Source organism: Mesorhizobium sp. M0011, assembly GCF_040324155.1.
Classification (GTDB): Bacteria; Pseudomonadota; Alphaproteobacteria; order Rhizobiales; family Rhizobiaceae; genus Mesorhizobium.
In genome coordinates, this window is the sequence record NZ_JAMYVQ010000010.1 from 27,974 (window position 1) to 47,910 (window position 19,937).

Below are 19,937 nucleotides of genomic sequence, written 5' to 3' on the forward strand. Positions count from 1 at the left end.
TACGGCTATTTTTCCCGCATGGCCCGGCGGAAGTTCTGCGTGATCGGCTCGGCGAGGTAGGAAAGCACGGTGCGGGCACCTGTCCGGATCATCGTCTCGCTCGACATGCCGGGCAGTAGCTTGCGGCCCTCCAGCTTGGCGAGTTCGCTCTTGTCGATCAAAACGGTCGCGGCGAAATAAGGTGCCCCGCTGCGCTCCTCAACCATGCGGTCAGCCGACACGATCTCCACGACGCCCTCGAGCGGCGGCAGGTTGTAGCGAGCGAACGCCGGGAAGCTGACGCGCGCGGGCTGTCCGGGGGCGATCGTCTCGACATCCTCCGGCTTGACCATGGCTTCGACCACGAGTTGCTGTCCGAGCGGCACGATCGTCATCAATGTCTCACCGGGTTTCACGACGCCGCCTGCCGTATGGACCTTCAGGTCCATGACGATGCCGTCAACCGGTGCGGCGACGTTGGTGCGGTCAAGCACGTCCCTGGCGGAGCGCTCCTGCTGTCCGAGGTCGAACAACTCCGCCTCGACCTTGCTCAACTCATCGACGGCCTGGTTCAGCCGCACTGTGTTGAGGTTCAGGATCTGCATATCAATCTCGGCCATGGCGCTTCCGGCACGGGCGATTGCGGCAATGTTGGTAGCGCGCTCCCCTTCGATCTCCCGCTGTTGGCGTCTGAGCAACAGGTTCCGTTCGCGGGTGGTCAGCCCTTTCTTGAGCAGACCCTCAAGGTCTTTGCTTTCGCCCTCGATTGCCTCGATCTGCTTGTCTTCGGTGACGATAAGCTGCTCCAGTCCCGTTATCTCTTCCTCGACCTGGTGACGGCGCTGGCCGAGAATTTCCCGCTCGTCCTTCAGATTGTGGTGCTTCGCGGCAAACACGTCACGCTGTGCTGCCACCGCGTCCTTCACGGCGGTGGCGGGGTTTGCGAGCAACGCCGGATTGAACTCGATCTCGGCCTTGCCGTCGCGCTCGGCCCTGAGACGGGCGGCCAGCGCCTCACGCGTTGCTATCCGGTTCTGGATCAGGTCGAGCTGCGCCTTTGCCTGCGTGTCGTCGAGCCGGACGAGGATCTTGCCCGCCTTGACGATATCCCCGTTGGCGGCGTTCAACTCCGCGATGATGCCGCCCTCGAGGTGCTGGATGAGCTTGCGGTCGCCGGCGACCTTGATAACGCCCGGCGCCACAGCGGCGCTGTCCAACGGCGCCAGCGCCGCCCAACCCCCGGCCACGCCGAAGAACAGGAACATGATCGCGAACCCGGTGCACGTCACGCCGGTGAGACGGAGGGGTTGCGGCTCCAGGAGAGAGGGCGGCGCGAGGGGCAACGGCACGACGTTCAATCCGGGGGGGCGGCTCATGCTTCCTTGACCTCTTTGATTTCCTTGACCACTTCAAGGGCTGGCAACTGGGCCGCTTTGGGCAGATGGGCCACCTTGCTGACACGGTTGGCGAGTTCGTTGAAGACATGGTCGCGCGGCCCGAAGAGATCTTGCTGACCTCTGTTGAGCACCAGTATCTTGTCTATCTTGTCCAAAAGGTTGGGGCGGTGCGCGATCAGGATAACGGTTGTGTTCGTGGCCTTGGCCACGCCGAGAGCAGCAATCAATGCCTCCTCGCCCTCTCTGTCGAGGTTGGAATTGGGTTCGTCGAGGATAAGCAGCGCGGGGTCGCCGTAGAGTGCCCGCGCCAGCCCGATGCGCTGGCGCTGCCCGCCTGACAGGACGGCGCCGGATTCGCCGATCTCGGTGGCGTAACCCTTCGGCAGTCCCTTGATCAGTTCGTGGACTCCTGCCAACTGCGCGGCCTCGACCACCTTGTTGAAGACCGCCGGGTTGAGCGTCGCGAAGCGGCAAATATTTTCGGACACGGTGCCGGCGAAGAGTTCGATGTCCTGCGGTAGGTAGCCGACATGACGGCCACGGTCTTCCGCCGCCCATTGGGCAACATCCGTTCCGTCCAGCAAGGCGCGCCCCGCGGACGGGCGCCAGGCACCGGCGAGTATGCGCGCCAGGCTCGTCTTGCCAGCCCCGCTCGGACCGATCAACGCCATCGCTTCACCCGGCTCGAGGCGGAAGTTGATGCCTTTCAGGATATGTTCGCCACCCTGTCGGGCAAGCACAATGTTCTCGGCCTCGAACCTGCCTTTCGGTCGTGGTAGCGGCAGAACCGGTGTGGCCTCCCGGTGCTGTCCGGCGACAGCGGTGAGACGCCGGTAGGCGGCACGCGCTCCGAGCGTCGCCTTCCATGTGCCGATGGCTTGCTCGACCGGTGACAATGCGCGGCCCATCAGGATCGAGGCGGAGATCATGATACCGGGCGAGGCCTCGTTGCGAAGTACCAGATAGGCGCCGAGGCCGAGTATCGCCATTTGCAGGGCCAGCCGGTGACAACGCGCGATAGCCGCGATGGCCCCACCCCGGTTGGCGGCAAGAACCTGTCCTTTGTTCGCCTCGTCCTGCTGTGCCTTCCAGCCCTCCAACAGGGGCTTCAGCATGCCCATGGCCTGGACGACCTCGGCGTTGCGGATTGCAGCCTCGGCCTGCACATATGCCCGCGACTGCGCACCCGCAGCCTCGGTCAAGGGCTTTCGCGTGACGTATTCGTTGAGCAGCGCCAAAGCGAACAGGACGATCCCGCCGCCGAGCGCCAGCCATCCAAGCCATGGGTGCATGACAAAAATGGCAGCGAAAAACAGCGGCGCCCAAGGCGCGTCGAGGATCGGGAAGACGCTCGGGCTGGTGAAGAAATTCCGCACCTGGTCCAGATCGCGCAGCGGACGGGCGTTGGCCTGGCCAGGCGCCGACGCGGCGTATTCCACCGATGCGGTCAGCAGAACCGGTCCCAAGCGCGCGTTCATCCATGATCCGACCTTGGCCAGAAGACGCCCGCGTATTACTTCCAGCCCGGCGAGCGTCCCGAGCGCGGCCGCCGCCATCAGCGACAGCATCACCAGCGTCTCCAGGCTATGGCTGCCGAGTACGCGGTGGTAGACCTGGAGCATGTAAAGCGCCCCGGTCAGCATCAGCACGTTGATGCCTCCGCTGAACCAGATCAGCGGCCGAATGGCGCGTTTGATCTCTTTCATCACCACCTGCAGGGCAGGGGGCTGTTGCTTGGTTTTCATCGCTATTTCTCTGGTGTGCGGAGTGACATCCGGCGCAAGGGATTGCAGTGAGGCCAGCCATGAGCTGCTATGGTGGGTGCCATCGAGATTCCCCCTTTTTGAACGCATCAAGAAAAGGGGATCCCCATCCCCAGATGCCCTAACGCGCTGAATTGCGGCCTTTGATCCTCGATTGTGGCGCCGCCGAAGAGGAGGCGTCCATTCCCGGTTCGATAGTATTGAGGTCAATGTCCGCACCTGATCGAACGATATATATCTTTCGATAGATCAGGCTGACGCAGGCGCTGCGGTGGGTATCACGGCCGATGCCATCACGCGGCTTTCCGGCCCCCTTTGCCGCTTCATGTCGATGCCAGTTGAGAGTGGGGTGTCAGAGGAGGCCCGTTCCTGGACGCTCAGCGCCTTTGCCATGCCCAGGCCAGCTCCGCCCGGCTGCCGAGGTGCAGCTTCTCGTAGACGTGATAGGTGCAACGTCGTCGATCTGCTCAACCAGCTCAAGACCGAGCGTCGCGCCGGCAAGCAGGGCCGCATCGCCGACTATCTCACCCGCCTCGGCTTCGTCGTCCTCGATGAACTCGGATCGTCTCACGCATCACTGTGAGATCATCGAGACTGTCAATGAGTCCCGGCGCTTCAAGAACCGCGCCTGATCAACACAACACGGCCAAGCTCATCCGCGCTCGCCAGGCTGCGCAACCCGATAAGCTCCGGCGAGCGCTAAGCGACGTGCCCTACATAAAGGGGGACGCCGATCGGGGCCAGTTTTGCAAGGCGTTTGACACGTATGGTTTGCTCCGGGCGCGGGCATTCACTACGGCGCTTCTCCGCCAGGTCAATATTCCCATTTATATTGACGCCGGCGACCCTATCGAAAACGATATATATCGTTCGATATAGGTCATAATACTACCAGACGGAAAGTTGACTTGCCATCCTTAGGCTGCGCCAAATTGACCCCTGAGCATCTGGGGTTTGTTAGCATTTCAAGTGGCATCTCAAGTGATGGCGGACGGGCAATCGTAGTTTTCCAAGCCTCCGGAACTTACGCACGTCAAGGCGTGCTCTGTTCCGGTTCTCGAAATCCACCATTTTCGGCGCGCCCTGACCTCATTCCAACTGACCCTGGGGACAGCTCGATCACAATTGGGAGGAAGATTATGACCACTATTACCGACACCAATCTCGTTCTCGACGAGCAAATCGGCGTACAAACCGTCACCGATGATAACGATGTCCTCCTCGACCAGACGCTGAGCGACGCGCTCACCGCTCTCGGCGTGCTTGGAATCAGTCCTACCGACCCCACGACAGGGTTCCCGCAGGTGGCTGTCAACACCGCCCTCCTTGACACAACCGGCGCGACCGATCTGGCGCTGTCGATTCCCGATGACGGCCCGGGCGGCACCACGAGCGGCCTCTTTACCGTCGACGGTGTGGAAATCTTCCTCTACAATGAGGGCGGCATCATTTATGGACGCGAGGCCGACGGGAATGGTGACGCCGATCCCGCTGGCGCCTTGGCGTTCGCGGTTGCGCTTGACGAGACTGACCTGTCATCGGCGCAGATTTACCTCATTCAATACGAACCGCTGCAGCACAACGTTCCTGGTGATCCTCCTGTCATTGACGATGACGACATCCTGTCATTTGCCCAGGGCAAGATCACACTGGATGTAACGACCACCGAACTCGTAACGACGTTTCAGCCACTCGACTTCGCGTCGATCCCGGCAGGCAGCCCGCAGGAGACGCTCACGGTTGCGACAGCCGATCCCACTGACAGCCACAGCGCCAAGTTTGATGGCATCATCTTCCCGGCAGGTCCGGTAGGTACAGTCACTGATCCGACGACCATCAACAAGAACCCCGGAACCAATGATGATCTGAACCCCGACTCCATCGGCTTCGGTGTGAAGGGCGGCCAAGCCTCTCAGCTGAATCAAAATGAGGGCTTCTTCGTTCAAGACGCGGCCTGGACCTCTGGTGATGAGAACGAGATCGGCGGCATCCGGTTCGACATCCAGGGCATAGGCGGCGTGAAGAGCGTTAACATCGAGTGGTGGGCTGTCGATGATGGGGTAGTAGTTGCAACAGGCCATGACACAGTAAGCTTACCTGCTGGCAGCGCCGTCTTCGAGAATTACACGATCGAACCGAATGATAGCGTCGATCAAATCTACGTTCGATTTTTCTACGACACGAAGGCAAGCACCTCCGGCGTGCGCGTTGAGAACCTCGAAGTCGCGTTCCCGTCAACGACTGAGGTGACGGTCGTCAACCACGAGGATCTCGGGACGCACCTCGTGTTCGAGGACGCCGGGCCGACGTTCGACGGCATCACTGGTGATGCAACGCCGTTCCAGGTCGGATTGGCCGCCAATCAACAGGACACAGGGACGTTCGACCTTACTCCCGGAGCCGACGGCTCACACGTCACCATCACCGGTTTCACCGATCTCGGTGGCACTGCCATCACGGAGACCCTCACCAACGACGGAACCACGCTGACGTACCACGACGTGGCCACCGATACGGATCTTTACCAACTGAACGTGACCGACTCGGGATACACCTTCGACGTGCTCTTCACACCCCAGGGTGAGCAGTCCGACCTCAACTTCAATGCGGTCAAGTCGGGCGGTCCCCAGGAGACCTTGACAGTACCCACGGTGGATAACACCGGCAGCATCGTCTTTGACGGCCTGATCTTCAACGCTACGCCCGCAGCGGACGCGACCGAGGCAGCCTTTGTGCCGTTCAACACCACTCCACTGGGAGGCCCGACTGTAGCGGCTGACGACCTTAACCCCGATGCAGTTGGTTTCGGCGTGAAAGGCGGTCAGGCTTCGCAGATCAATAACAACGAGGGCTTTACCTTCTCCACTGCGGACGGGTCTGACATCAACAATCTAACCTTCGCGGTCGCAGGAATTGGAAACATCAACGCCATCACCGTAGAATCGTGGCTTTACGACGATGGCGGCAATCTGATCGATCACACCATCGAAAACGTTACTGGCTTGCGCTCGGGCAATCAGACCGTGACCATCGATGATGATGGTGGGCAAGCCTTCGACACGGCCTACGTTCAGTTCCACGTCGGCGGTGCCAACTCGGGTGTTCGCATCCTCGACTTCTCGACGAGCATCGAGGGCCCAGTTGACGATCAGCCGTTCGAATTCACTCTGGCAAACACCGACCTCGACGGGGATGCTGCTACGCAAACACTGAGCATCCTCGCAAGCCAGGACTTCATCGTTTGATGACGTTCTCGCAGCCTTCATTAGCTTCAACGCAGACGATCCGGCCCCCTTCGAGGGGCCGGACGTTCAAGACACCAAGGCTCTGGACTCAAACTAGGCGACATGCAAAGCGGCGGCTTGCGGTGTATGCTGTGGCGGCTTTCCGACAACCAGCCTCTTTGGCTGAAGGAACCGGAGGAGGGGAGAGCCAGCAACCGCCAAGCCAATCTCCAATGCCCCGGTTATCAGGCGGGTCGGACCGAGAGCAGGCTGTCGCAATCGCGGCCGATGCCATCGCGCGGCTTTCCGGCCCGCTGCCGGCCTCACGTCGATGCCCGTTAAAAAAGTGCTGCTTTCAGAGGAGGCCCGTTCCTGGGGGGGGGGCGAGGCTTTTGCCGTGCGTCATCCAGGCCAGTTCCGCCCGGCCGCCGAGGTGCAGCTTCTCGTAGACGTGATGCAGGTGCATCTTCACCGTGCCTTCGGATAAATGCAGCCGCTGCGCGATGGTCTTGTTGCGCAGCCCGCGCGAGACGAGATCGGCGATCTCGGTCTCCCGCCCGGTCAGCCGGGACATTGGCTGCGGCTGCGACCCGGGCATCAGCAGTTGCTGGACGATCTTGTTGTCGATCCACTTCTTGCCCGCCGCCACCGCATTCACGCATTCGATGAGAAAGCGGTGGCTGATGCCGTCCAGAAACAGGCCGTCGACGTCGAGCGTCTGTATCTCCTTGACATCGAGCCTGCCGGTTGGCTGCACGATGAAGATGATGCCGAGAGCGCTGTTGCCGGCCTTCAGCCGTGAGGAGAGACCTGATGTCTGCTGGTCCGCGAGATCCACGCCCACGATGACGATATCAGGCTGATGGCGCTCCACATGAGCGAGAACGTCCACAGGGCGGCGACACTGGGCGACAACATCGTGCCCAGCCTTCTGCAACACCCACTCCAGACCGGCGAGATACACCCCCCGCGGGTCGGCGACAACCAAAGTCGACATACCAACACCGTCCGAAAAAAACGCAACGAACTTGGTTAAACACCCGTTAAATCAGGAAACCAGAGCGTAGGCATATTGTCAAGTAACAGCTAATATACATGTTGCTATATCCGCGACGGGCCGGGGAGCAACCAAAGCCCTGGTTCCGGAAGGAACTGTCGGAGATTAAGCTTGTTCGTCGGATCGGCAAGGTGCGCGATGTCGGCCGCAAGATGCTGGACAAGTCGACCGACCGGCATGCCCAATGCTATCGCGACCGGGTGACGACCGGCCTGCTCAGCGACGGCCAGGGGGCAGCGCTGCATGACTGCCTTACAGTTGCGACTCGTTGAGCCTGCGGTCGGGAGGTTCCGATCTCACTGGCCCGCGGTATCGCGTTGGCGGTGCAGCGCCTATCAGGTCGCGTGTGAGTGGCTGCTGCTCAGGTCTAGAACGTCGACGCCGACCGACTTCCGCACGAGCCAGGCCGGCATGAGTTCCCGGACAACCGATTTGAGATAATCAACCATGGGCAACGCATGTTGCCTTCTGCGGGTTCCGTATCACCGCCATCCCTCGCAGTTCAGAGCCCGAGGGTTTGGCCCGCTTCAATCTGAAGGAAATCTGCCGACGAATTCCGGAACACAGCGTCCTGGAACGCGGCGACGGCAGAGCCATGGGTGACATCGACCAGCACGGTCGCCGCAGCTTCAACTTTGTCGGCCGCTTCGTCGACCTTGTCGAATCGCATCATCATTCGATCATGGAGCATCGAAAGCCGGGCCGCGTGGTAAAGCACGCTGCGTTTGTGATAATCCGAGTCCAAGGGTTCGAACAGCATTGTCATTTGGGGCTATCGATCTCGTTTGGCGGCCTCGACCAGACGCCGAATCCTGCCGGACCGTTCGATGCTTTGGGCCACCATCTTTTCCGCGCGTTCAATCGCGAGTTCGGCCCGTTCGATCCGCGGCTTGGCGGCTTGGCATTGGCGACATCGGACGCAATCCCGATTCCGTGGGGTTTGATGGTGTTCATCATGAGTTTGTAACCCACCGAGGGCGGAATCGTTCCTTGACCGGCCAAGTAGCCCTGTCGGCCGACGTGGGGGATTCTCTTGACGATGTCAGCACCCTCGACCATCGGCAAGCCATGCACGTGGGCAAGCAGCATGCCTAGCGCGCCGTCCAACGAAGCTCAGGCCAACACGAGGTCGAGCATTATCTCCGGTGCCTGGCCTTCAACACACGGTCTATATTTCGCTCATCGAAAAGGGGTTCAGGTCGCATCCATGTCGCGTGGACCTGCCGATAGTTGCAGGAAACCCTTGGAAATCAACGGTAGTCATTTGCAACATGGTGCGACTTGAGAATGGCAAAGAAGGCGCGCTAGATGACGCCTAAATGCCTAAATTTATTTGAAGAAATTTGGTAGCGGGAGAGGGATGTTAATCGCTAATGAAATCAATTATTTAGACCGTCTGATTCAGCATTTTGCAAGAAATGAGTCCCCAAACGAAGTAAGGTGTATTCGATTTCCGGTATGCCATCAAACGATCATCACAGTAGGTTTGGGCACTCTAGAGTGAAAACCTGACTCTTGGTGCCCGACGACACGACCGCAATGGGGTGGAAAGAGGACGCTCCGCTATCAGGTGGCAATTCGAGAAAGCGGACATCAAAGGATATTGTGGGTTGGGCAGGCAGGGGGCACGTATGCAAATTCGAAGATTAGCAATTGAGAATGTTCGCAGTTTTTTAGACCGGAGAGAAATTTCCTTCGACGGACAGATTTCTATTCTCATTGGCCCGAACGGCGGCGGCAAGACAAACCTGCTGGACACGCTTGTCATTATGCTCCGGCGCTACATCTTCAACTCGCCCTACTACCGTCATGCCCCAACCGCCGACGAACCTGATCGCTGGGAAGAGCAATACAACGATCAACTCAACCAACTCTTTTTTGAAAAGAACAGCGCAGGCGGGGCCCTCGATCAGGTGATCGAACTTGAGCTTGAGATCACTCAAGACGACATCGACAACATGCAGTTAATTCAATCCGAGGCGGGCCAGGTGCTTGCAGCGCAGAAGCGGCGATTCATCAGCAATCCTTGGCAGGGAGTTGAAGATTGGGATATTGCTGCAATCGTGCCTGGCGCGCGCGTCGTGGCGATTTGGAAGAATGGCACGATCGTGCCACCGCCAGAAGCTTGGGCGCAACACTTCCTGCGGTATCTCCACGTCTTTGAAACAGACAACAATTTCAGAGCGGAAGCCGGGATGAGCACGCTCCGAACGCCTATGGTTTACTTGCCCGTGAACCGCACATCAAGTGGTTTCAGCTCATCTATCGGCCTGTCAGGTTACAACGACTTTGATCAGAAACGTTCGTCTGACGCCGCGTCGTCAAGATCAGGGTCAAACGTGATCCCGTTCGCGATTGGCCGCTTGGCAAAAAAGTACCGGCTTTTGCAGGAGCAATCGAACATCGAGGTCAAAGATATCTTCTACAAGGACGAGAATTTGATCGCCCTGTCCCGCGATTTGAAAGACCTTAATTACAGTTGGGAATTGGTCACGGTCGATCCCCTGAGCAACACATACGACGTGCGGCTCACTAAGCAAGGATCGTCCTTCCTTGTGGGCGGGGCATCTTCGGGCGAGCGAGAATTGCTTACCTACCTTTTCGCCATCTATGCCCTGAACGTTAGGAACGCCCTTATCATCGTGGACGAGCCAGAACTCCATTTGCATCCACGCTGGCAGAGCGCGCTATTTGCGCTCTTCGAAAAGCTCTCGAAGACGACAGGCAACCAGTTCGTATTGGCGACCCACTCGCCGACATTTATCTCCCCGGCGTCGATTCAATATGTGTCCCGTGTTTTCTCGGAGAACCAGAGGAGCGATATCGTCCGGCTGAACTCGACGGCACTGCCAAACGCCAAGCACTTGTTCAATGTCGTCAACACTCAGAACAACGAACGCGTCTTCTTCACGGACAAAGTGATCCTTGTGGAAGGGCTCTCGGATCGGATCGTTTTTGAGAGGGTACTGGAGATCGTGGCCAAGCAGAACGGCATACAGGGGATACCATCACTTGAGGTTGTAAGCGTCGGCGGCAAAGGACTGTTCACGGCCTATCAGAAATTGCTTGAGGCGTGCCACGTTAAATGGGTCGTAGTCGCCGACCTCGACTATATCGAGCAGGTAGGCAGCGGCGATGTCAAAAACCTGTTCGTCCTCAATGCCGATGAAATCAAAGACGACGTGATCGCCAACGTCAAAAGTCTTGATGGCGCGGCCCTCGTTGAGCGCATTGAGGAGGCTCTGTCCTCGGGGGATTGGAAGGACGCGCAGGATCTATGGGCCTACATCAAATCGCACCGCTTGCGTTTGCGGCCCAATTTGGACGCCGCCGACCAAGCTATTCTCGATACCTTCATTGGTGCAAAAGAGGCGGACAACATGTTTATCCTGGGGAGAGGAGCGCTAGAAAACTACCTACCCGAAGGTCATAAGAGCAAAAATATGGGGGCGCTGATAGCACTCGTATCCTCAGATGATTTTTGGGACCAGCTTCCGCCGGAGCCGCGGGCCGACCTTGAGCGCATCGCCAGGGTCGTCCTCGGAATTCCGCCAGCGCCGGGCCAGTCAGAAGCAGCCAAGGCGTAGACGCGGCGAACGGCTTACGGTGACATGCAGACGGCGCCTTGAACCGCCCGCGAGGTTGCGTAGCAGTAGGTGCGCGCTTCGCCCGCGCCCTTCATGACATCGCGGCACTTGATGCGAACTGAACCGGAATTTGGCGTGGCGAAAAATGTGGATTCGGAAGGAGGAAAGTATACCCACAAATGAGTCCACACCAGCGGACAAATCGATTTAGGTCCCTCCCTACTAAATTTTAACCCATTGATTTTATTGAGTTTCAACAGCTAAAATGTGAAACTGGTAGCGGGAGAGGGACTTGAACCCCCGACCCCAGGATTATGATTCCCGTGCTCTAACCAACTGAGCTACCCCGCCAGGGCGGCGAAAGACCCGAAATCCGCCTCAAATCGAAAGGCATGTCGGGGGCGTTCGCCAAGGTCGCGCGGATATAAGGTTGGGAGGGTGAGCCTGTCAAGCTTCGAAGCAACCGGCTTGCCGGCTTATCGTCATTATCGAAAAGCTTTGCCGTGCGGACATTTGGTTGCCGCCGCCGGGGTTGAGTTCGAAGGGGCACGTCGCTATGTCTCGGCCAAGAGTTTTTAGAGTTTGAAACAGATGAAGCCGCGCATAGCAGTCCTCGGTTGCGGATACTGGGGCAGCAACCACATCCGCACTCTCAAGGCGCTCGGCGCGCTGCACGCGGTCTCCGATACCAACCGGGCTCGGGCAGAAGGCTTCGCCAGCGAGCAGGACTGCCTGGCGATCGAGCCGGACCAGTTGTTCGTGCGTGACGATATCGACGCCATCGTCATGGCGCTGCCGCCGCAATTCCATGCCGACCTGGCCGTGCGTGCCGTCGAGAGCGGCAAGGACGTGCTGGTGGAAAAGCCGATCGCGCTGACGGTTGCCGATGCCGAGCGCGCGGTGCGGGCGGCCAAGGACAATGGCCGCGTCTTCATGGTCGGCCATGTCCTGCGCTTCCATCCCGCCTTCGAGACGCTGAAAGCGTTGATCGACAAGGGCGAACTCGGCGAAGTGCGCTACATCCACTCGCACCGCCTCGGCCTCGGCAAGTTCCACACCGAGAACGATGCGCTGTGGGACCTGGCGCCGCACGATCTGTCGATGATCCTGGCGATCACCGGCACCGAGCCGATCGAGGTGCGCGGCGAGGGCGCCGCTCTGCTCGACAGTCTCAGCGATTTCGCCCATCTGCACATGCGCTTTCCCAACGGCCTGCGCAGCCATCTCTTCACCTCGCGTCTCAATCCCTATCGCGAGCGGCGGCTGACCGTGGTCGGCACCAAGGCGATGGCGGTGTTCGACGACGTCGAGCCATGGGAACGCAAGCTGGCCGTCTATCGCCACGCGGTGTGGCAGGACAGCGGCCAATGGGCCTTCACCACCAATGAGCCATCCTATGTCGCGGTTGCCCAGGGCATGCCGCTGACACGCGAGCTGGAGCATTTCATCCAGTGCATCGAGACGCGTGCCGAGCCGCGCACCAGCGGCGAGGAAGCCATCAGGGTGCTGCGCATCCTGACCGCCGGCACGGTCACGCACACCAAGTCGAATTCCTAAAAGCGCGGATTTATTCGGCGGGAATCTTATTCGGCAGGAATTTGGGCCGGCCTGGCGGCAAGCCGGGTCAGCATCGCCTCGGCCTCGGCGCCACGCTCCGAACGCTCGATGAAGCCGCCGCCGAACACGCGGGCCTCGTTGCCGTCATCGGAGTAGAGCACGCAGGCCTGTCCCGGCGCGATGCCGGACTCGCCGTCGACCAGTTCCACCCAGGTGGCACCGGCACGATGATGCAGCACGGCCGGGCGCGGCGGCCGCGTCGAGCGGACCTTGGCGAACAGCTCCAGGCCGCCAGCAGGGACGTCTGTGAGCGGTCCGTCGCCCAGCCAGTTCATATTGCGCAAATAGATCTTGTGCGTCTCCAGCGCCTCGCGCGGGCCAACCACGACGCGAGCGCGGTCGGCATCGAGATGGACGACGTAAAGTGGCTCGCCGGACGCGATGCCGATGCCACGGCGCTGGCCGATCGTGTAGCGCAGGATGCCCTCATGGCGGCCGAGCACGCGGCCGTCGATGTGGACGATGTCGCCCGGATTGGCCGCGGTTGGCTTCAGCTTGGCGATGATGTCGGAATACTTGCCCTGCGGCACGAAGCAGATGTCCTGGCTGTCCTGCTTGGCGGCAACCGCCAGCCCCATCTCCTCGGCGATGGCGCGAACCTGGGGCTTCGACAGGCCGCCGAGGGGAAAGCGCAGATAATCGATCTGCGCCTGCGTGGTGGCGAACAGGAAATAGCTCTGGTCACGGTCGGCGTCGACCGGACGGTAGAGAGCGCGGTGGGCGCCATTGGCGCCGGAACGGATGTAGTGGCCGGTGGCCAGCGCGTCGGCGCCGAGCTCCTTGGCGGTGGCCAGGAGGTCGGCGAACTTCACCGTCTGGTTGCAGGAAACGCACGGGATCGGCGTCTCGCCGGCGACGTAGCTCTCGGCGAAGGGATCGATGACCGCCTTGCGGAAGCGTTCCTCGTAGTCGAGCACATAATGGGGGATGCCGAGCGTCTCGGACACACGGCGGGCATCGTCGATGTCCTGCCCGGCGCAGCATGAGCCGGCCCGGTGCGTCGCCGCGCCGTGGTCGTAGAGTTGCAAGGTGACGCCGACGACGTCGTAGCCCTCGCGTTTCAGCAGGCCGGCGACGACCGAGGAATCGACACCGCCCGACATGGCGACGACGATGCGGGTGTTTTCGGGACGTCCGGGAAGATCGAGACTGTTCATGATGCTTTCGTTCTGCGCGGCGCCTCAATGCCAATGTCGAGAATATAGGTCAAGCTTTACCGGCGCGCCAGCGTGCAGGGCGATTCACCGGTTGCGGCCGATCTCCGCCAGGGGATGCATTTTCCCCGGCAAATCAGGGTTTGCGGGCAGATGTTTCAAATGCCGGCGAAAAGACTAACGCGGCGTTCATGATCCTTACCTAGTCATTAGGGTCTGCTTAGGCAATTTTTAAAGCTGTGGCGGTAACGTGGCGGGGATTGGGTCTTTGAGTTTTTTGTAGAGAGTACGATGACCGATCTGGTTAGACCGAGAGTCAAATATGTTATCGGGCCTGACGGCAGCCCTCTTACGATTGCCGATCTGCCGCCGACCAATACACGTCGCTGGGTTATCCGGCGTAAGGCGGAAGTGGTTGCGGCCGTGCGCGGCGGGCTTTTGAGCCTGGACGAGGCATGCCAACGCTACAAGCTCACCACCGAGGAATTCCTGTCCTGGCAGGCGTCGATCGACGAATATGGCCTTGCCGGGCTGCGCACGACACGCATACAGCAATACCGGCACTGACCGTTGCCAATTTAGACGAAGGGCGCGGCTAACCCCGCGCCCTTCGCGTTTTCCAAAACGCTTTTCGTTTCTGGAAGCGAGCCTTCTGGCGCTCAGACTGTCAATGCAACCTTGCCGATCGGCTTGGCGGCGAGGAAGGCGTGAGCGGCCCCCGCCTGGTCCAGCGGGAAGCTCTTCGCCACATGGACGGTGAGCTTGTTGGCATCGATCAACCGAGCCAGTTCCATCAGGCCCTCCCTGTCGGGCACGACGGACATACGTTCGACCCGGATGTCTCGCGCGCCGGCCTGAGCCCTTGTGTTGTCGCTGACATCGAGCAATGACACCAGCACGCCGCCAGGTTTGAGGGCCTTCAGCGAATGTTCGGCGTGGTCGCCGCCCATTGGATCCAGCACCAGATCGATGTCGCGAACCCGGTCGGTGAAATCGCCCTTGGTGTAGTCGATGACCTCGTCGGCGCCAAGTTTGCGGACGAAATCGAGCTTGGCCGGGCTGGCCGTGGCGACAACGTAGGCGCCGCGCGCCTTGGCGATCTGCACCGCCAGATGACCGACGCCGCCGGCTCCCGCATGCACCAAGACGCGCTGATCCGATTTCAGTCGGCCGTGGCGAACAAGCCCTTGCCAGGCGGTGAGGCCGGCAAGCGGCAAGGCCCCGGCCTGGAGGTGGTCCGCGCCCTTCGGCTTCAGTGCGATTTGATCGGCAGGTACGGCAGCAAACTCAGCATAGGCCGCTGCTTGCTTGGGGAAGCGAGGCATGCCGAACACCTCGTCGCCGATCTTGAAGCCGGTGACGCCGGCGCCGAGCGCTTCGACAGTTCCCGAGATATCCCAACCCAGGATGAAGGGCGGCTCGCCGAGCAAGGGGTAGTAGCCGGCACGGACGGCGCCATCGACCGGATTGATGCCCGCGGCCTTGACCCGGACCAGCACTTCGCCGGCCTCCGGCGTGGGATCCGGCCGATCAGCGATGACAAGGACGTCGGGTCCGCCGACGGAATTCTGGATAACGGCACGCATTGAGATGTCTCCTGCTCGGTTGATGCCACTATCATTTGGATAGTAATAGTCTCTTGTCCAGTATGTACCTTCCTGATATATACGCACCCCATGGATAGTGAAGATGATTGCGGTTTCGGCTATGATGCGTTCCGGCGGACGTGTCCTTCGCACACCGTGCTGGAGATGCTGGCCAGCAAATGGGTCTATCTGGTGGTTTGCGCGCTGCGAAAAGGCCGGCTGCGCAATGGCGAGCTCGCCCGCAAGCTCGAAGGCATCACGCCGAAGATGCTGACGCAGACGCTGCGGGTGCTCGAGCGCGACGGCCTGGTGCGGCGCGAGATTTTCCCGGTCATTCCGCCGCGCGTCGAATATGAATTGACCGAGCTCGGCCAGAACCTGGCGGGACTGCTTACCCAGATCAGGTCATGGGCGGAGCAGCATGCGCCGGATATCAAGGATGCCCGTGCAAGGGCAATTGCCGAGAGTGAAGGGGATTGGGCCGCGTAGGGCGGATTCATTTTTCCCGCCGGAGCCGCAAGCCGCGACAATGCGCCAGCCTGATGGCGGGCGTTGGCGCGGCAGACCGCCAGGTCTTAGCCGATCATGGCGCTGCGGCCACCGACTTCCGCTTCGCGGATCTTCGTGTCGCGCGATTCCAGCATTTCCGCCTTGGAAAGCTCCGCTTCAGCTTCGCCGAGTAATGATTCGGCGGCGCTTCGCTGCTGCGCGAGGTCGCTTTGGGAATTCCTGAGGTTGTCGCGGCGCAGGCGAGCCGCCTTGGCGAAGGTTGGATAGGCGAAATGGTTGATGTCGGTGATGCCGGCCTTCTTTTCCTCGGCGGTGATCTGAAGCTCCAGCTCGACGGCCATGCGTTCGAACTCGGCGATCATCATGTCGAGCTGCAGCAGCTGCCGCCGCTTCTCATTCACCTGAAACTGTTTCAGCCGAACGAGGTTTTCACGTGACTTCATGATTCGGTACTCCCGGAAACGCACACCCGCATCTATCGTCCAAACCACCTGGAAACGCCCAGGCCGCACCCGTGTCCACCGCCTTTCCCCTAACTATGGGAAACAAAACCCTAAAGTTTTTTGCCGACGGTAACCATTCGTTTACGGGCATTGTTAATCATACGGGTCAGGACTTAAGGCCGGGTAAAAATTCCGGCCACCGATGCGGAAGCGACGTCGATGAGTCCCTGGAGTCGCTTAGTCCAGGTTGTTAATGTGTTGCATTAGGAATTTGGTTCTGAGATTCGTTATTAGATTCAAGAGGGTGTAGAAAGAGGTTAAAAAATCTGGTACCGTCATGGACGGGAAATTAGGATTTGTTAACCATTCAATGGCAGCCTCTGCACAAGGCAACCACTGCTCCGGGTCCGGACGGGTCGTGAAATGGTCCGGCAGCAGAAAAGGGGAATGAAATGCGTGTTCTGCTGATAGAAGATGACAGTGCAACCGCACAAAGCATCGAACTGATGCTGAAATCGGAAAGTTTCAACGTCTACACGACCGATCTCGGTGAAGAGGGCGTCGATCTAGGCAAGCTCTACGACTACGATATCATTCTTCTCGATCTCAACCTGCCTGACATGTCGGGCTACGAGGTCTTGAGAACGCTTCGCCTTTCCAAGGTCAAAACACCTATTCTCATCCTCTCCGGCATGGCCGGCATCGAGGACAAGGTGCGCGGCCTCGGCTTCGGTGCAGACGACTACATGACCAAGCCGTTCCACAAGGATGAGCTGGTTGCCCGCATTCATGCCATCGTGCGGCGCTCCAAGGGCCACGCCCAGTCGGTCATCACCACCGGCGACCTGGTGGTCAACCTCGATGCCAAGACCGTCGAAGTCGGCGGCCAGCGCGTGCACCTGACCGGCAAGGAATACCAGATGCTGGAGTTGCTTTCGCTGCGCAAAGGCACCACGCTGACCAAGGAAATGTTCCTCAACCACCTCTATGGCGGCATGGACGAGCCTGAGCTGAAAATCATCGACGTCTTCATCTGCAAGCTCCGCAAAAAACTCGACGCGGCATCGGGCGGTCAGAACTACATTGAAACGGTCTGGGGGCGCGGCTATGTGCTGCGCGAACCGGAAGACATTCGCGTCAGCGCCTGAGCGACGAATCGTTCAAATCTTTTCAATAAAAAACCCGGCTTCGGCCGGGTTTTTGCATGACGGGCTGGTAACGGTCTGTTTTTGGGCTTCCGAGCAGAAAACCGTCACGCACTTTTTCTGGAATTGCTCAAGGGTGCCGAATCAGGTGCGCTCTTCAAGGTGCGAAAGCGCTCGAGCAGTTGCGGGCGGTTGAACGGCTTCAAGAGATAGCCCTGGGCGCCGGCGCGCTTGGCCCGCATGATCGAAGCAATATCGAGCTCGACCAGGGAAATCAGGATCTGCGGCCTTATCGGACTCTCCATGGCGCGGACGCGACGGATGAGATCGACCGCCGGTACGTCGGGCAAGGCGCCATCGACGACGATGATGTCGGGCATGTCGGCGGCGCACATCTCCAGCGCGTCAAGTCCGCTGGCGGCCTCGATGACAATCATTTCGGAGCCGCCCAGGATGCGTTTTGCAACCTTCCTGATGACGCTTGAATCGTCGACGAACATGCAGCGTTTCATTTCCGGGTCCTCTTTGCCTTCTGGCAGTCCGGTAGCGTCGGGGGCATCCAGGGCGGACCATAGGCCAATCTGGTAAAGAAGCCGAAAACGCGTTAGGTAAAATTTTTACAAAGATAGGCAGGGTGCCTGCTTTTATTCGCGAATGCTTTGGCACTGCCTGGATGACCAGATGCATCTCAAGTCGATGATCTGGAATTACAGATTTCAATGTAGAAATACTTCGCTTTATCGGCTGCGCAATCAGGCCGCAGAAAGGACGATTTCTTCCGGCGTCGCGTGGATCGATATCGTCATGCCGGCTTCGCGCGCCAGAAGCAGCGTGTAGTAGGGCTGCACGGAATGCGCGTCGATCGGTTCCTCCGGCTTGTGGCCGGAATGCAGTTCGAGGAACTTCGGCGGCACACGCAGCATGGGGCCGGCCGACGCAAGCGCGAAACGCGGTTCGGTCTCAAGATTTTCCAGCGTCACGGAAAGCTTGCCGCCGCGCGGAATGGCGGCATTGGCGACGAGGATCAGGTTGAGCAGCAGCTTGACCTTGTTCTTGGGCAGCAACGCGCGGGGCCCGTTCCAGGTCAGTTCCGGCTTTTCGTTCTTGAGGAAGGCGATGGCGACCGCTTCGGCATCGCCGGTATCGATCAACATGCCGGCCGAGCCGGCGGCACCGAAGGCGATGCGGGCGAACTGCAGGCGGGCCGAAGCGTTGCGGGCGCTCTGGCGGATCAGCTTCATCGCGTCCTCGTCGGCGCCGCCTTCATCAAGCAATTCGAGCCCGTTGTTGATCGCGCCGACCGGCGAGATGATGTCGTGGCAGACCCGACTGCACAAAAGCGCTGCCAGATCGGGTGCGGAAAGGGTGAACAGATCGGCCATCGGCGAAAAATCCCTGCAAAATCTCACAACTCATGGCCGGGCGATCGATCGTCGCCTGCCACACGAATCACGCACTCTCTCCTCGGGCTTTCTGAATACACAGCGCCCGTGCGTGCAGCAACAAATCCAAATTGTGGTTGTGGCAAATGGCGTGTTCACGCAGGCTGCCGGCCCCACTTGAGCGACCCCAAACAGCCTTCGAACCGCCATGTTCATGTGTGAGCTTAATGGTTGAAAAAGGATTACGGCATAGTTTGCCCCTAACAGTTACCCTTAACGGCCGGCTAAAAGAGCCGTACGGGGTGCGAGGCGTCGGCGAAGGTGCTCCCTGACGGAGATTGGAAGCATGTTTTCCCGATACTACGACCGGAGCTTTCTCCGTGTCTTCTCAATGGCGGTCACGCTCCTGGGCGTTCTCGTCTTCTCGACTTCAGCCCTGCGGGCCCAGGAATACACCGCTCAGGAGATTGTCGATTCCGGTCACAAATTTTTTGGCGCGACATCGGGCGGGCTCGCCACGGTGATCGAGAAGATTTTTGCCTCCTACGGCCTGCCCAACGGCTATCTGCTGGGCGAAGAGGGCTCGGGTGCGCTGATCGGTGGCCTGACCTATGGCGAAGGCACGCTCTACACCAAGAATGCCGGCGACCACAAAGTGTTCTGGCAAGGCCCGTCGCTCGGCTGGGATTTCGGCGGCGAGGGTTCGCGGGTGATGATGCTGGTCTACAATCTCGACGATGTGGGCAGCCTCTACAACCGCTATGGCGGCGTCGCCGGTTCGGCCTATGTGGTGGCTGGCGTCGGCTTCAACGTGCTGAAGAACAACAATGTGATTTTGGTGCCGATCCGCACCGGTGTCGGTGCCCGGCTTGGCGTCAATCTCGGCTATCTGAAGCTTACCGAGCGCGCCACCTGGAATCCGTTCTAAGCTGAAGTCCTTGGCTGTCGTTGCCCAAAACCGGGACCGCTTTTGGGTCGACATGCATTAAACTCGTGGCGTTGCGGCAAACCCTTGCCGCAACGCTGGATTTCCGCCATGTCAACGTGGCACAGTCAAGCGCTCTATGCGCTTTTGGTTTATCTGGTTTGATGC

Annotated in this window: 17 protein-coding genes, 1 tRNA gene and 1 pseudogene; 10 read left to right on the forward strand and 9 right to left on the reverse strand. The window is 59.7% G+C overall.

What is annotated here, in order from left to right; translation table 11 throughout:
• Positions 1–5 precede the first annotated feature (5 nt).
• Positions 6–1,355 (reverse strand): HlyD family type I secretion periplasmic adaptor subunit, encoded by a 1,350-nt coding sequence (locus NKK51_RS13690; RefSeq protein WP_352553332.1) that lies wholly within the window; start codon positions 1,353–1,355, stop codon positions 6–8.
• Positions 1,352–3,121, reverse strand: coding sequence for a type I secretion system permease/ATPase (locus tag NKK51_RS13695; RefSeq protein ID WP_352553489.1), 1,770 nt, complete (start codon positions 3,119–3,121; stop codon positions 1,352–1,354). Before NKK51_RS13695 ends, NKK51_RS13690 begins: the two co-directional genes overlap by 4 nt.
• Positions 3,122–3,590: 469 nt before the next feature.
• Here NKK51_RS13695 and NKK51_RS13700 point away from each other — a divergent pair.
• Together NKK51_RS13700 and NKK51_RS13705 are read left to right on the forward strand one after the other, a co-directional pair.
• Positions 3,591–3,771: pseudogene (locus NKK51_RS13700) on the forward strand (IS21-like element helper ATPase IstB); the annotation flags it as partial.
• Positions 3,772–4,278: 507 nt separating this feature from the next.
• Positions 4,279–6,384 (forward strand): hypothetical protein, encoded by a 2,106-nt coding sequence (locus NKK51_RS13705; RefSeq protein ID WP_352553334.1) that lies wholly within the window; start codon positions 4,279–4,281, stop codon positions 6,382–6,384.
• A gap of 334 nt (positions 6,385–6,718) precedes the next feature.
• Here NKK51_RS13705 and NKK51_RS13710 read toward each other — a convergent pair whose 3' ends face one another.
• The gene (locus NKK51_RS13710; RefSeq protein WP_023809918.1) at positions 6,719–7,360 is read right to left on the reverse strand and encodes a response regulator transcription factor; all 642 of its coding nucleotides are present in this window, start codon (positions 7,358–7,360) and stop codon (positions 6,719–6,721) included.
• A 191-nt stretch (positions 7,361–7,551) separates the two neighbouring features.
• On the opposite strand from NKK51_RS13710, the gene NKK51_RS13715 reads away from it, so the two are divergent.
• The 3 genes from NKK51_RS13715 (at position 7,552) to NKK51_RS13725 (ending at position 11,007) form a co-directional block, all read left to right on the forward strand.
• On the forward strand, positions 7,552–7,692 hold the full coding sequence (locus tag NKK51_RS13715) for a hypothetical protein (protein ID WP_164779986.1): 141 nt from the start codon (positions 7,552–7,554) through the stop codon (positions 7,690–7,692).
• Between the two features lie 245 nt (positions 7,693–7,937).
• Entirely contained in the window at positions 7,938–8,387 is a 450-nt protein-coding gene (locus tag NKK51_RS13720; RefSeq protein ID WP_352553336.1) for a hypothetical protein, read from the forward strand.
• 664 nt (positions 8,388–9,051) lie between these two features.
• Positions 9,052–11,007 (forward strand): AAA family ATPase, encoded by a 1,956-nt coding sequence (locus NKK51_RS13725; RefSeq protein WP_352553338.1) that lies wholly within the window; start codon positions 9,052–9,054, stop codon positions 11,005–11,007.
• A gap of 274 nt (positions 11,008–11,281) precedes the next feature.
• Here NKK51_RS13725 and NKK51_RS13730 read toward each other — a convergent pair.
• Positions 11,282–11,358: transfer RNA gene (locus NKK51_RS13730), tRNA-Met, on the reverse strand.
• 240 nt (positions 11,359–11,598) lie between these two features.
• Between NKK51_RS13730 and NKK51_RS13735 the strand changes: the two genes are divergently transcribed.
• Positions 11,599–12,564 carry a Gfo/Idh/MocA family protein gene (locus NKK51_RS13735; protein WP_352553491.1) on the forward strand — a complete coding sequence of 322 codons (966 nt, stop codon included), beginning with the start codon at positions 11,599–11,601 and terminating at the stop codon, positions 12,562–12,564.
• Positions 12,565–12,590: 26 nt separating this feature from the next.
• Here NKK51_RS13735 and mnmA read toward each other — a convergent pair whose 3' ends face one another.
• Positions 12,591–13,781 carry a tRNA 2-thiouridine(34) synthase MnmA gene (mnmA, locus tag NKK51_RS13740; RefSeq protein ID WP_127317831.1) on the reverse strand — a complete coding sequence of 397 codons (1,191 nt, stop codon included), beginning with the start codon at positions 13,779–13,781 and terminating at the stop codon, positions 12,591–12,593.
• Between the two features lie 288 nt (positions 13,782–14,069).
• Here mnmA and sciP point away from each other — a divergent pair, with 288 nt between their 5' ends.
• Positions 14,070–14,345 (forward strand): CtrA inhibitor SciP, encoded by a 276-nt coding sequence (gene sciP, locus NKK51_RS13745; RefSeq protein ID WP_013529904.1) that lies wholly within the window; start codon positions 14,070–14,072, stop codon positions 14,343–14,345.
• A gap of 92 nt (positions 14,346–14,437) precedes the next feature.
• Here sciP and NKK51_RS13750 read toward each other — a convergent pair whose 3' ends face one another.
• Positions 14,438–15,364 carry an NADP-dependent oxidoreductase gene (locus NKK51_RS13750; RefSeq protein WP_352553340.1) on the reverse strand — a complete coding sequence of 309 codons (927 nt, stop codon included), beginning with the start codon at positions 15,362–15,364 and terminating at the stop codon, positions 14,438–14,440.
• A 90-nt stretch (positions 15,365–15,454) separates the two neighbouring features.
• Between NKK51_RS13750 and NKK51_RS13755 the strand changes: the two genes are divergently transcribed.
• Complete coding sequence (locus NKK51_RS13755) at positions 15,455–15,853, forward strand: winged helix-turn-helix transcriptional regulator (protein ID WP_023809911.1); 399 nt, start codon at positions 15,455–15,457, stop codon at positions 15,851–15,853.
• A gap of 86 nt (positions 15,854–15,939) precedes the next feature.
• Here NKK51_RS13755 and NKK51_RS13760 read toward each other — a convergent pair whose 3' ends face one another.
• Entirely contained in the window at positions 15,940–16,317 is a 378-nt protein-coding gene (locus NKK51_RS13760; protein WP_013529907.1) for a flagellar export protein FliJ, read from the reverse strand.
• Positions 16,318–16,769: 452 nt separating this feature from the next.
• Here NKK51_RS13760 and ctrA point away from each other — a divergent pair, with 452 nt between their 5' ends.
• Positions 16,770–17,465: a response regulator transcription factor CtrA gene (ctrA, locus tag NKK51_RS13765; protein ID WP_006203583.1), complete on the forward strand. Its 696-nt coding sequence runs from the start codon at positions 16,770–16,772 to the stop codon at positions 17,463–17,465.
• 104 nt (positions 17,466–17,569) lie between these two features.
• Here the strand turns inward: ctrA and NKK51_RS13770 are convergent, their stop codons facing one another.
• Together NKK51_RS13770 and chpT are read right to left on the reverse strand one after the other, a co-directional pair.
• Complete coding sequence (locus NKK51_RS13770) at positions 17,570–17,974, reverse strand: response regulator (RefSeq protein ID WP_032901484.1); 405 nt, start codon at positions 17,972–17,974, stop codon at positions 17,570–17,572.
• A gap of 240 nt (positions 17,975–18,214) precedes the next feature.
• Positions 18,215–18,844 (reverse strand): histidine phosphotransferase ChpT, encoded by a 630-nt coding sequence (gene chpT / locus NKK51_RS13775; RefSeq protein WP_024504504.1) that lies wholly within the window; start codon positions 18,842–18,844, stop codon positions 18,215–18,217.
• Between the two features lie 391 nt (positions 18,845–19,235).
• Between chpT and NKK51_RS13780 the strand changes: the two genes are divergently transcribed.
• The gene (locus NKK51_RS13780; RefSeq protein WP_245273156.1) at positions 19,236–19,772 is read left to right on the forward strand and encodes a DUF1134 domain-containing protein; all 537 of its coding nucleotides are present in this window, start codon (positions 19,236–19,238) and stop codon (positions 19,770–19,772) included.
• Positions 19,773–19,937 lie beyond the last annotated feature (165 nt).